This window comes from Prevotella melaninogenica (genome assembly GCF_018128065.1).
GTDB lineage: Bacteria > Bacteroidota > Bacteroidia > Bacteroidales > Bacteroidaceae > Prevotella.
In genome coordinates this window covers 300255-312885 of the sequence record NZ_CP072360.1, presented here as the reverse complement: position 1 = coordinate 312885, position 12631 = coordinate 300255, and the positions used below count along the sequence as shown (strand labels likewise).

The 12631-nt window shown below is 41.6% G+C and carries 10 protein-coding genes; 4 read left to right on the top strand and 6 right to left on the bottom strand.

Going from position 1 to position 12631, the window contains the following annotated elements:
• Positions 1-211: 211 nt before the first annotated feature.
• Entirely contained in the window at positions 212-2689 is a 2478-nt protein-coding gene (locus tag J5A56_RS07200) for a TonB-dependent receptor domain-containing protein (RefSeq protein ID WP_021671423.1), read from the bottom strand.
• 486 nt (positions 2690-3175) lie between these two features.
• Between J5A56_RS07200 and J5A56_RS07195 the strand changes: the two genes are divergently transcribed.
• The 3 genes from J5A56_RS07195 (at position 3176) to J5A56_RS07185 (ending at position 5412) form a co-directional block, all read left to right on the top strand.
• Entirely contained in the window at positions 3176-3955 is a 780-nt protein-coding gene (locus J5A56_RS07195) for a polysaccharide deacetylase family protein (protein ID WP_021671424.1), read from the top strand.
• A gap of 79 nt (positions 3956-4034) precedes the next feature.
• A complete protein-coding gene (locus J5A56_RS07190; RefSeq protein ID WP_021671425.1) occupies positions 4035-4979 on the top strand; it encodes a glycosyltransferase family 2 protein in 945 nt (314 codons plus the stop codon).
• A 13-nt stretch (positions 4980-4992) separates the two neighbouring features.
• Positions 4993-5412, top strand: a complete 420-nt coding sequence (locus J5A56_RS07185; RefSeq protein WP_021671426.1) for a GtrA family protein — start codon at positions 4993-4995, stop codon at positions 5410-5412.
• 235 nt (positions 5413-5647) lie between these two features.
• Here J5A56_RS07185 and J5A56_RS07180 read toward each other — a convergent pair whose 3' ends face one another.
• Genes J5A56_RS07180 through J5A56_RS07165 form a run of 4 tightly spaced genes read right to left on the bottom strand, consistent with a single transcriptional unit; the run spans position 5648 to position 9478 of the window.
• Positions 5648-6772: a glycosyltransferase family 4 protein gene (locus J5A56_RS07180; protein WP_036919389.1), complete on the bottom strand. Its 1125-nt coding sequence runs from the start codon at positions 6770-6772 to the stop codon at positions 5648-5650.
• The gene (locus J5A56_RS07175; protein ID WP_021671428.1) at positions 6765-7946 is read right to left on the bottom strand and encodes a glycosyltransferase family 87 protein; all 1182 of its coding nucleotides are present in this window, start codon (positions 7944-7946) and stop codon (positions 6765-6767) included. Before J5A56_RS07175 ends, J5A56_RS07180 begins: the two co-directional genes overlap by 8 nt.
• A 5-nt stretch (positions 7947-7951) precedes the next feature.
• Positions 7952-8716, bottom strand: a complete 765-nt coding sequence (locus J5A56_RS07170; RefSeq protein WP_021671429.1) for a glycosyltransferase family 32 protein — start codon at positions 8714-8716, stop codon at positions 7952-7954.
• Between the two features lie 27 nt (positions 8717-8743).
• Positions 8744-9478 (bottom strand): glycosyltransferase family 2 protein, encoded by a 735-nt coding sequence (locus tag J5A56_RS07165; protein ID WP_249112160.1) that lies wholly within the window; start codon positions 9476-9478, stop codon positions 8744-8746.
• 149 nt (positions 9479-9627) lie between these two features.
• On the opposite strand from J5A56_RS07165, the gene J5A56_RS07160 reads away from it, so the two are divergent.
• Positions 9628-10413, top strand: coding sequence for a glycosyltransferase family 2 protein (locus J5A56_RS07160; RefSeq protein ID WP_021671431.1), 786 nt, complete (start codon positions 9628-9630; stop codon positions 10411-10413).
• Between the two features lie 64 nt (positions 10414-10477).
• Here J5A56_RS07160 and J5A56_RS07155 read toward each other — a convergent pair whose 3' ends face one another.
• A complete protein-coding gene (locus J5A56_RS07155) occupies positions 10478-12460 on the bottom strand; it encodes an LTA synthase family protein (RefSeq protein WP_021671432.1) in 1983 nt (660 codons plus the stop codon).
• Positions 12461-12631: the final 171 nt, after the last annotated feature.

Genomic DNA, 12631 nt, shown 5'->3' with positions numbered 1-12631 from the left:
CCGACAAATGCCACTTCCTGGCGCACAAGTATTGTGTTAGGAAGTGGCATTTTCTTGTTTCTTTACCTTTTACAGTCCGCTTAGAATTGGACATTATCAAGGTAGCATCTTCTTGATGTCTTTTGTGTGATGATCATTTGCGTTCAGAGGCTTTGTACTTTCCTCTTCTGAAAAGAAATATCTTTCTTCATGGAAAAAATATAAGTTATGGCTACATACCACCGCCAGAACCCATTCCAATACCGTTCATTTGCTGATCATTCTTCTTCTCTTGGAAGTCATTTGAAATATTACTCTTGTGTGTTTGGAACTGCTTCTTTGTATTTCCAAAATTCCAAGTGATGGTCAATGCCACGTGTTGTGCTGGAATCGTAATGTTCATGTGATTCTCAAAGTTAGCACCGTGGCTGTATTGCTTGATGTGCATCTTTCCAGTCAAAGGTACAAAGTACATCAAACTAAGATTGAGCTTGTCCTTGATAAAACTCTTTGAGAGGGTTGATGTGAACATATTAAAACCTCCATTATGTCCCTGCAATAAGTATTTCTTTGTCAGTCCACCCATAAACACACTCCAATTTATCTTCCATGGGAAGGTTTGCTGTACGCCCAAGAATGCACTTGCTTGCCAGCCGTGGTTGTATTCGCCCAACTGCTGGGAACGGATATCTCCATAATCAAAGCTTCCATTGAGCATGATACGTGTCTTAGGGGTGACAGCATAGTTCATAAAGGTGCTGAAATTGGTCCAACGGCTACGTACGATATTGCCATAAGTTGTGTTCAGCACTGTTCCGTTCATAAACGAATACTGCTCAATTTGATTGTTGGCAAAAGCTTCACCGAGTGTCATGTTCATCATAAACTTCGGTGTAAAGTAATTGAATACTAAGCTAACGTTGTGGCTCTTCTCAACCGACAGGTCTGGATTACCATAACTCAAGACCGTTGGGTTAGAACGATCAATGTATGGGTTGAGGTAACTAACGCCCGGGCGGCTGATACGCATGTTATAATTCAAGCCTAAATTGACACCACCAGAGATGTTATAGCTGAAGCTGGCAGAGGGTACCAGACTTCCATAATTCTTCTTGAAGTCGGAACCAGAACCAACGATAAAGTTCACCTTCTCCCACGTGTGCTCATAACGCAAACCTGCCTTTGCTCCAAACTTACCCATAGTTGCACTGTACTCTGCATATTCAGCCAAGATACTCTGTGTATTCTTATAGTTCACACTGTTGGCTGCATTATAGACTTCTGTACCGCCTATGATATCATAAAACTTAGAGTCAGACGAGTTACGATGAGAGATAAACTTTAAACCAGTACTCAACGTTTGTTTTTTTCCTAATGGTGTTGTGAAGTCAACCTGCACTGTATGTTCTGTTCCACGTGTCTTAGCCGCAGAATAAAGATCTGATAAAGGAATTGTCACACCTGCTGGCAAAGCATCATAAATACGTCGGTTGTTGTTCTCCGCAGGGGAAGTTGTGAAGAGATAACTTAGTGTCAGGCTGCTTGTACGTTCCTTATTAAAGAAGCGTTGATAGTCTACACTTCCATTAAATGACTTGTTTTTATTCTCCATCGTCATCTCGTTGCCATACGTAAAGCCAGTACCATAGGCTCCACCAGAGAAGGTTGTTGTAGGATGACCATCATTCTTCATCGCGTAACCAGTCAAACCGAACGTAGCACCAATATTACTCACCGAATCGAGTTCATAGCCTAAACTAATATTACCCATCGTGAAATTAAAATTAGTATTACCCCTCTGCCAGTAGTCCATACGTGACCCAACAGATGAGGTACGGCGTATCTCTGTTTCTGTTCCGTCTGACTTACCTTTTGATACCATTAAGTTAGCACTGTAGGTGAGCTTTCCTTGCTGTCCGCTAAAGAAGGTTGAGCCACGGTATCCCTTGTTACTCATGGTGGCAGCCACACTACCATTATATCCGTTCAGCTTTGCCTTGCTCTTTCCATCACCAGTGTTCATGATGATATTCAGCACACCACCGACTCCTTCTGCATCATATTTTGCACCGGGATTAGTAACTACTTCGATAGATTTCACAGCCGAAGCAGGCATAGCCTTGAATATCTGTGAAGGATTGGAAGAGAACATTACGTTAGGTTTTCCGTCTACATAGACCTTGAAAGAACCTTGTCCGTTGACAGTAATGTTGTCTTGTCCGTCCACAGTTACCATCGGAACCTTACGCAACATATCAAGTACGGTATTTGTCTTGACATCATTGTCGCTTTGTACATCGTAGGTCATCTTGTCGGTTTCCATCTTTACAAGCGGCTTCTGTGCCACAACCTCGACATCTTTCAACTGCTTTGTATCGTCTTGTACAAGGAGATTTCCAAGGTTGATGGTACCACCTGTTGCCGTAAGTTGTACCTTACGCAGAATTTCCTTACGTCCCATTGAAGTAAAAGAAACGAAATAACTGCCCTGTCCTGTTACCTTTTGAGAGAACTTTCCGTCCTTTGCTGTCACCGACATAGCCACTGGTGTCTCGCTCTTCTTGCCTTTGTAGACTCTGATAGTGGCATAAGGCTCACCCTCATGGGTAAGGGAATCGAGCAATACACCTGATATTGTTGATGTCTGACCATGTGCGGCTATAGCAATAGCCATCATACCTAAAGTAAAGATTAACTTACTAACTTTCATATTTTCTATGGTTTAACGGCTGCAAAGATGATATAAATATACTACAAAGACGTTTCCTATTACGATAAATAACATCAGTTATATCATTATCAATCACCTTACCAGTAGTGTTTTACACATAATTTATGTGTGTATTATTCTGTGCAAAACTAACAATAATATTCTGATAAAACAAGTTTTGAAAGTAAAAATAACGCTCTTGAAAATGTTTTTTTTATGAAGAAGTTTTTCTTTATAAAAATAATTCTATAGGCTTATCAGCCTTCTAATTAATGATTAATAAGCCCTAAATCAATGTCTTCTTATACAAATAATATCAGAGTTTTATTGTAACTTTGCAATACTTTATACAAATGAAAGCTTTACACAATAAAACAAGACAATATCTGAGGGACTTGTTAAGGCAATCCACAAAAAGAAGAATGCCTTATTGAACAGCTTTCTTTTGATAAAGGAAATTGGACAAATTAAGAAACTGAAGAGATAATGATATTACTAAGCTTCGATACGGAAGAGTTTGATGTACCACGTGAACATGGGGTAGACTTCTCAATTGAAGAGGGTATGAAGGTTTCCGTAGAAGGTACGAATCGCATCCTCGACATACTAAAGGCAAACAATGTCTGTGCTACCTTCTTCTGTACAGGTAACTTTGCTGAACTGGCGCCAGAAGTCATGGAACGCATAAAGAACGAAGGTCACGAGGTCGCTTGCCATGGTGTTGACCACTGGAAGCCACAGCCTGAGGACGTTTTCCGCTCTAAGGAAATCATCGAACGTGTAACAGGTGTGAAGGTTGCGGGCTATCGTCAGCCACGCATGTTTCCCGTATCAGATGAGGAGATAGAGAAGGCTGGCTACCTTTATAACTCTTCTTTGAATCCTGCTTTTATACCGGGTCGATATATGCACCTCACCACTCCACGTACATGGTTTATGCAAGGTAAGGTGATGCAGATACCTGCCAGCGTTAGTCCACACCTACGTATCCCGCTCTTTTGGTTGTCTATGCACAACTTCCCAGAGTGGTTCTATCTTCGTTTGGTACGGCAAGTATTGCGCCATGATGGCTACTTTGTGACTTATTTCCACCCTTGGGAGTTCTATAATCTTAAGTCACATCCAGAGTTTAAGATGCCTTTCATCATTAAGAACCACAGTGGACACGAATTAGAACAGCGTCTCGACCGCTTTATTAAGGCAATGAAAGCAGACAAACAGGAGTTTATTACCTATGTAGACTTTGTCAACCGACAGAAGAAATAAGTACATGCCCTGCGCTGAATAGCAGACAGCAGGAACCGAGAATATCCTAAGAAACATCCCAACAGGCAGAATAAAAGATATGATAAAACTTGCAACGGTCTCTCCATGCTACAACGAGGAAGAGGTTTTAGAACAGTCGGTAGCACAGCTCATGGAGCTATTCGACGAACTCATCAGTCAGGGGAAGATTTCCGATGACTCGATGATTGTGTTTGTCAATGACGGAAGCCGTGACCGAACATGGGAAATTATCCAACAGCTCCACAAGCAATATCCACGTATAAAGGGTATCAATCTTGCCCATAACGTGGGACATCAGAATGCTATTATGGCTGGTATGATGACGGCAAAGGACTGGGCTGATGCCGTTATCACACTTGATGCCGACCTGCAAGATGACTATAAGAAATGTATTCCACAGATGGTTGATGCCTTTGAGGAAGGTAACGAGATTGTCTATGGTGTAAAGGTTTCGCGCAAAGCCGACCCAATGTTGAAACGTATGTCAGCACAAGCGTTCTACCATCTACAAGAAACGATGGGTGTGAACAGTATTTTCAATCATGCAGACTTCCGCTTGATGAGCCGCAAAGCATTGAATATGCTCTCTGGATATAAGGAACGTAACCTCTATTTACGTGGACTCATCCCTTCTATCGGACTAAAATCAACAACGGTTGACGACCGCATTAGCGAGCGTAAGGCTGGTACGTCTAAGTACACATTACGAAAGATGCTCAGTTTAGCATTGGACGGTATTACGTCATTCTCCGTGAAACCCATTTACTATGTCATCTATCTTGGTATCGCTTTCTTGTTCGTCAGCTTGTGTATCGGTATCTATGTCATCCATGCTTTCCTAAATCACACAGAGGTGGCAGGCTGGGCTTCGCTCATTCTCAGTATCTGGCTCGTGGGCGCCATGCTGATGATTTCAATCGGTGCAGTGGGAGTTTATATTGCCAAAATATATGAAGAGGTAAAACAGCGTCCGCTTTATAACATCAGTCAAATACTCGATTAATCCCCCTTTCTATATGGCGACAAGCATTAAAGAGCTTTGGCAACGCTGGCAAAAAGACTTCTGGCGACTATTCCGTTTTGGTATAACGGGTACGATATGTTCGCTCATCCATTATGGTATCTATTGTCTTTGTCTGCTGTTTACGAATACAACTATTGCTTATACCGCTGGTTATGGCGTAGGACTTCTTTGTAACTACGGACTTACTACCTACTTTACTTTTAAGGGAAAGCCGTCAAAGAGCAATGTTGCAGGCTTTGCCGGTAGCCACGTTCTCAACTATCTTTTAGAGATAGGACTGCTCCAGTTCTTCCTTTGGATGGGTGTAAGCAAATGGTTGTCGCCTATCCTTGTGATGGTGATAGTAGTCCCTATCAACTTCGTTTTATTACGACTTGTGTTTGTGAAAGGGAAAAAGGCTGATGGGTGTTAGGTGATGGGTGTTAAGTGTTGATGGTTGGCAGGATTGGGTGATAGGTGTTGAATGGTGGGTGTTAATGGTTTGCAGGAGTAATATTAGCCGTTCGCACCATTGGTGTTAGGCGTCCGCACACATGGTGCGGGGCGTTCGCACGATTGGTGCTAAGCAGTAACACAACAATAGAAAAGGGAAGAAAAAACTCATCCCCAAGCTCTTTATGACAAGAAAAGGGCTTGGGGATAATGCTTTATACCTTATTATAGACCTCAAGAACCTGCGAGGCTACATCTTGATTTTCGAATCGTTTCACATAAAGTTGGCTTTTACTAACCATTTCCCTACGATTTTCAATCGCTGATAAGATTGCAGCTGCAGTGCCATCAACGTCGTCTGGACCTACATAAAGGCAATCCGGACCACCTGCTTCCTCCAAACAACTACCCGTAGCAGCTACGACTGGCAATCCACTTTGTATGGCTTCGATGATAGGAATACCAAAGCCTTCATAACGAGAAGGATAAATGAAAGCCTCAGCTTGATTATAAATAGCTGCGAGAAGGTCGTTAGGAACACCCTGCAAGAAGTGTATGCGCTTGCCAATCCCTAAGCGTTTGATTTCTGCATCGAGCTTTTTCTGATACTTGGTCTGCCGTCCTACGATGACAAGATGTAAGTCGGAAGGTAGCTTTGCCATAGTACGAATACCCAAAAGAATGTTCTTTCGCACTTCTACCGTTCCTACATTTAATATATAACGCTGTGGGAGTTGATACTTACGGCGGGCTTCCTCTATCAGTGAAGGACTTACCGACTGATTAAAGTGAGTGCTACAGCTTTGATAAACAAGGTCTATCTTGTCCTCTGGAAAGTCACCATAATATAAGATGTCACGCTTCGTACATTCGCTAATGGCAATGATGCGGGTTGCTTCTCGCAGTGTCTTAAAGAACTTCCGCTTGTAGAAAAAAACGTCAATAGCGGGATAGAACTCCGGATGACGTAGGAAGATAAGGTCATGAATAGTGACAACACTGGGGATGCCAGCTGCTGCCAAGCCTGAAGGAAGCTCACCCGAAAGCCCATGATAGAGTTCTACTCCATCCCTTTTCAAGTCTTTTACTACGCCTTTCACACGCCATAAGTCACGCTGCAGACGGAAACGAAGGTGGTCAGGATAGCAGAACTGCACGTTATCTCGCAATTCAACCTGATTACGAAGGTCGTCATGTCCAGCATCAGGAGCATAGAGTCGTAAGTTTGTATCAGGCATCAACGGAGCAAGGTCGTTGATAAGCGTACGCCCATAGCTACCTAATCCAGTACCGTTTCTTACGATACGCTTAGCATCATAACCTATTATCTTCTTATTCATGAGCATCAACCTTTTCTATTGGAGTATAATCCTTTGTACATAACTCATAACAAAGCCATAGCCAAAGAATACTGATTGGCAACGCACGGAGGGCGTATGGCTTGATATATTCCTGTCGGATAAACTTTGGGAAGAGGTCGCTACTACCCATACCAGAGAGTAGGAAGACAAATACCATCAATGCTATCGCCCACTTTCCACGCTTCCAAGGAGCGGCGGTGTACCATATACAAACGCCTAACAAGGCTATCACATATCCGCTGGCTTCGCTACCTGTACTGAAAAGTATGACAAACAAGAGTACAGAAGCAAGTATTGTCTCACGGAAGGCGAGGTTCTTATACTGAGAGAAACGCAGGTAAGGAAGTGCAAAGAGTACCATTCCGGGCAGAATCAACCATAGGTCAGAATAGTTCATACAACCCGTTGTACGACGAACAAGACCTAAAAGAGAGATATTCTGCTGTATAGAACCGAGGTTCTCTGCGTTCTTTTCCACTAAACAAGTAAACCATTCGTGATATTGTCCTATGACATACGAAGGCGAACTAATAAGCATTGGTGCACAGAAGAGTACAACTGACCACACAGCAAGCCACATCAACAAGCGCAACTTATGCCGAGAGAACAAGAAGAAAGCCAATCCTACAATACCATATAGCTTCACCAACGTACCCAAGACGATGAAAAAAGCAGCCCAGCCATCCTTTTCTTTCTCAATAAGGAAGAAGGAAGAGAGAATCATTGCAGCCACAGCTATATTGAACTGCTGCATAAACAATGCCGTTGGGAGCGTTATTCCACAGAACCAAAGTATAAATATCTTTTGCTTTTCACGCAGTCCTGAACGGACAATAGCCAAGTATAGCCACGCTGTTAGGAACAATAACCACAGCAACATACCCACCCAAAGAGGCAGAATAGCAAAAGGTGCGATGACAAGTGAGAACACCGGACCATAATGATTCACATCCCAATACTCCGTAGGATAGGCTTCATAGAGTGAAGTTCCATTCACCGTGTGCCAATAAACACCACGGAAGATTAGGAAGTTATTAAAACTTCGTTTATACTTCAGCATTCCCGCGAGGGCAATGATAAACCATAAGCCCATAAGGAACCATCGGTTAGAGAGCAAGGGATGGTGTAAGAGTTGCTTTATTCTATCTTTCATCACATTTATTTCTTAGGAAACAGACAAGGGATGTTCCTTTTCAACCATCGGTTTAACTTCTCCATCGGGGTTCGTTTCCAGCTATGAGCACAATAGTGGATGGCGTATGAAGCTGGTGTTGCCTCATACTTGTTACCTGCAAAGATTTCCGAACGGAACACCATCATATTGTCTTCGAGTGGTTGATCTTTATCCAAGTACTTGAAGCCATACTTTTCCATTACCCTTGCATAGACAAATGGCGAGATTACTCCCTTACCATTAGAGCCTTCTGGATAGATAAACTCACGTTTCTCATAGTCGTCTAAGACATCTTTCACGAACTGACAGCCAGCTTCAGAACCCATAACAGCAGCCTGAATCTGTATCCCAGAGACGAAATCATCCTTAATACGATTGCCTTCTTCATCAATCATATCCATCGCTCCAGTCATCTCAATCTGCTTTGGATGGTACTCTAATGAAGTGAAGAACTTATAGTTTAGGAATTCATCAAACGACTTCAAGACCTTTACATCAGAGTCAAGATAGATGCCACCCTCAGTATACAGCGCATACATACGGATATAATCGGCTGCAAAAGCCCACTTACGTTGCTCGAAAGCTTCGCGCACATAGACTGGAGCCTTTGACATATCAAAGTTCTCAGTGTTCCATAACTTTATCTCATAGTCGGGCAACACCTTCCTCCAAGTGTCCATACACTTCCTTATCTTATCAGGATATGGGTCGTTACTGAGCCAACAGTAATGAATGACTTTGGGTATCATAGCGATATAATTGTTATTTGTTATAACTTATTGTTTCTTTAATTTACAAAGGAAATAGACGAAATAAAGACGTGGTAAAAGTCGTATTTGTTCTAAGCATCCGTCTAACTCTCGAATAATTCGTATGTTATCGTATAGTCCTCGTGACCGATTCGTATTAGAAACACCTGTTGTATCAAAGTTGGAAATAGCAAAAGGCAGTTGAAGAAAGCGATAATGTTTTTTCCAAAGCAGCTTATACAACTTAAAGTCTGCTGACATTCGATGACTTGTATCGTATGGAAAAGTTCGAAGACAGGCTGTACGTGTCAGACAACTTTGGTGACAAAAATACATTCTATGACTATTATGCGGTACTTCTGCAGGCTTAACAATGCCATTCTTTACGACATCACCATAAATAACATCAGCTTCACGCGAAACTTGAAAGACTCTATTCAAAACATCATCAGCTGCAAATGTGTCACCAGCATTTAGGAAGATGCACCATTCTCCAGTAGACATTGCAACCCCTTTGTTCATTGCATCATAGATACCCTCATCTTGTTCCGTTATCCAATGACTGATATGAGCTTCATACTTACGAATAATCTCTATTGTCCCATCGGTAGAACCGCCATCAACAACAACGTATTCAATCTGCTCATACTGTTGTGCCAAAACGCTACGGATAGTCTTCTCTATCAGTGATACAGCGTTATAACAAACGGTAATAACCGTAACCAAGGGCTTTTCTATCATAGTAATGAATAATTCAAACACATTTTGTACCAATAAAACACATTGCCTTTACCAAATCAGTAGGTATTTCTATCTTTCAAATATACTATTCCAACAAATCCACCAATGGTTTTATTTTTCAATTGGCATAATGCAAATGTACAGAAAAAAATCGTATCTTTGCCCATAAGATGGAAAAAAAAGAGATATCAGTTGTAATCAATACCTACAATGCAGAGAAATTCCTGCAGCGTGTACTCGATTCTGTTAAGGATTTCGATGAGATTATTATCTGCGATATGGAGAGTACTGACCATACCGTGGAGATTGCCCAACGTGCCGGATGTAAGGTTGTCACCTTCCCAAAAGCTGATCATACCTGTGTTGAACCAGCCCGAACCTTTGCCATACAAAGTGCAAGTTGTCCGTGGGTACTCGTCGTTGATGCTGATGAATTGGTGACACCAGAGTTAAAGACCTATCTTTATCAGCACATCAACAAGCCTAACTGTGCGAAAGGTCTTTATATTCCAAGGCAGAACCGATTTATGAATACTGCCAAGAAAGGCTTTTCAAAGGATTACCAACTTCGCTTCTTTATCCGTGAAGGAACCGTCTGGCCTCCATACATACACTCCTTCCCACAAGTACAAGGGACTGTTGAACATATCGACAACCATCTTTACAACGTACGACTGATTCACTTAGCAGAGAACTATCTGGCTGATATGTTAGAGAAATGTAACCGCTATACCACTAACGAAGTCCTCAAAAAACAGGTTAAGAACTATGGAGTTGGAGCATTACTCTTCCGTCCTTTCTGGCGTTTCTTCAAATCCTACTTTATGAATGGAGAAATAAGAAACGGTGTTACAGGCTTTATTGATAGTATTATGACAGGCTTCTACCAGTTTATGATTGTTGCGAAAGTAATAGAGGCAAGGATAAAGAAACAGACAGAAGACGAACAGAAATAAACGAATAATAATCATATAACAATAGAGGGTGTAAGCTTCAAATCTTACACCCTCTATTCGTAATCTATAGTTTATCCCTCCAATATAAACCAAAATATACCTGACGGAGAAGGTTGCGGGCTGCGGTTAGTCGCTCAGCCTTCTTTCGATAGGTAGGAATAGACTCTATCTGTTCAACGTTTGCACTATAATAAGTACTATCCGATACGGACGTATCTAAAAGATTCTTACCCAGCTTGAAATACTTTGTATTACGGAAAGCAAAAGGAGCTAATGTCGCTAAGATATCATCATGGCTTCCCCATCGGCTGGTTAGCTTGTTATAAGCCTCCTTGCGTAGGTAAGGTGGCAGATATATATAGAGCGGAACGGAGTGTTCATACCGCTTGTCTACAGCATCATAATTAAGGATAGAACGCACATTATGGTCACCTGTGATGACAAGTATCGTATTCTTTGCTGCTGCAGAGGCTTTAAAACGATTGAGAAACTCATTCAACACCTTGTTATAATAGCGGAATCCTGTGAGATATTTATCTAACACCCTACGATTATGCTCAGCAAAACATTTCTTGCTATAGAAAGAATCGGGCAAAGGAGGGAGTTTCAAGTCCTTTGGGAACTCAAAAGGCGGATGATTTGTTGTTGTCATCACTGCAATCATCTGCCGTTTCTTTGACGGTTTATTTAACTTATCTAACAACGCTTGAAAGAGGTATTCATCGTAAACACCAATACTATTATAAGTCGCATGAGGATAGTCCTTCAAAATAAAGAACTTATCATAGATAGCATCGAATTGCTGATGAACCAACGCCTCAGCACAGTTTTCCCATGCTGCATCCATTCCCGACATGAACATTGTTGTGTAATTACTGGCTTTAAAAGGTAGAGCTATCGACGTAGGGAGTGCCTTGAATCGATAAGCCGAGGCAAAGAAGCGTGGGAAAGGGGTAGAGACATAGAGGTTCTCAAGCGAAGCTACCGTACCATTCTGCACTGATTGGAAGTTACGGAAGAGTAGGTCTTCCTTGAAATGACGATCTAAACCGAAGTACATCTCTGCATCTTTCTGCTGGAGATTGAACAGATAATTACTCCAACTCTCGCTATAAATAATGACAATATTGGGTTGTCGCAGCTTCAAGCTATCACCCACTTTTGCGAAGAGTGCATGCTGCAGAGCTGTAAGCGTATCGTTCTTCACCATCCTTACTTTACCACCAGTATAGATATCCAGTGCCTCTTGCAAGCTCTTGAACTTATACTGCTTCAACAAATCAGACGTGTTCTCCATCTTAAAGGCATTCCTCTTCTCCTTATAAGCCTTCTTCAGCATATAGACAGCATTCGGAACAAGGTCGTTAAGAGTTTTCTGATTCGATACAAAGGTGTCCTCAATCTGTAAAGGGAAACGCCATACTGACCCACGCAGACCAATAGCCAAAAAGACGATATATAGCAAAATGATAAGCAAAAGATTAATTGAATTGCGGCGTGATGACTTCCGACCGTATGACGATCGCACAGAACGACGAGAAGATAAGTTACCCAACTCTATTTTACGGATCAATAAAAGAACTGGTAATGTAATCAGTAGGAAGGCTATAGCTTCATAGACACAATGATATTCCTCCCATACAGTCTGTATCAAACTCATCGGTCCTTCATTGAAGAAATCAAAAAAGGTAAGGTTGATATGGCTATTGAAATTAGCATAAAAGCCCATATCTATACCACTAATTATCAGTAGAAGAACACTGACAATAGAGAAATAAATCAAACGGAAACGGCTCAACGCATGGTCTGTCCAAGGCTTACGAAGGACTGCAAAGATGAAAGTTAGGACCGTAGGCAGTAACAATACATAGCATATCACCTGCACATCAAAGCGTAGAAGGTTAAAAAGTAAACGAGGAAAGACTGCCAGATTGCTGCTGATAACACTCATAGGAACAAACGCAACAGCAAAGCAAATGCGAACGAGCAATAGGATAACAAGGATGACGGCAGAATGTTTGATTAAGTACTTTAAATTCTTATACATTATTTGATTAACTTATTTCTCTTTTAAGATGGTATGATTCCAGCAACAACAAAGCATCAATAGTCATTGTTTTTACCGTTATTTCTGCTTATAAAGGACATTATGAGTAGGTCTCTCTACAGCACATAGACATTTATTTTCACGGGTGGAAATATTTTTTTTCACGTAAAT

What these genes read in the sequence shown, in the direction of transcription:
- J5A56_RS07200 (WP_021671423.1), bottom strand. Translation starts at nt 2,689, where the DNA reads ATGAAAGTTAGTAAGTTAATCTTTACTTTAGGTATGATGGCTATTGCT.
- J5A56_RS07195 (WP_021671424.1), top strand. Translation starts at nt 3,176, where the DNA reads ATGATATTACTAAGCTTCGATACGGAAGAGTTTGATGTACCACGTGAA.
- J5A56_RS07190 (WP_021671425.1), top strand. Translation starts at nt 4,035, where the DNA reads ATGATAAAACTTGCAACGGTCTCTCCATGCTACAACGAGGAAGAGGTT.
- J5A56_RS07185 (WP_021671426.1), top strand. Translation starts at nt 4,993, where the DNA reads ATGGCGACAAGCATTAAAGAGCTTTGGCAACGCTGGCAAAAAGACTTC.
- J5A56_RS07180 (WP_036919389.1), bottom strand. Translation starts at nt 6,772, where the DNA reads ATGAATAAGAAGATAATAGGTTATGATGCTAAGCGTATCGTAAGAAAC.
- J5A56_RS07175 (WP_021671428.1), bottom strand. Translation starts at nt 7,946, where the DNA reads ATGAAAGATAGAATAAAGCAACTCTTACACCATCCCTTGCTCTCTAAC.
- J5A56_RS07170 (WP_021671429.1), bottom strand. Translation starts at nt 8,716, where the DNA reads ATGATACCCAAAGTCATTCATTACTGTTGGCTCAGTAACGACCCATAT.
- J5A56_RS07160 (WP_021671431.1), top strand. Translation starts at nt 9,628, where the DNA reads ATGGAAAAAAAAGAGATATCAGTTGTAATCAATACCTACAATGCAGAG.
- J5A56_RS07155 (WP_021671432.1), bottom strand. Translation starts at nt 12,460, where the DNA reads ATGTATAAGAATTTAAAGTACTTAATCAAACATTCTGCCGTCATCCTT.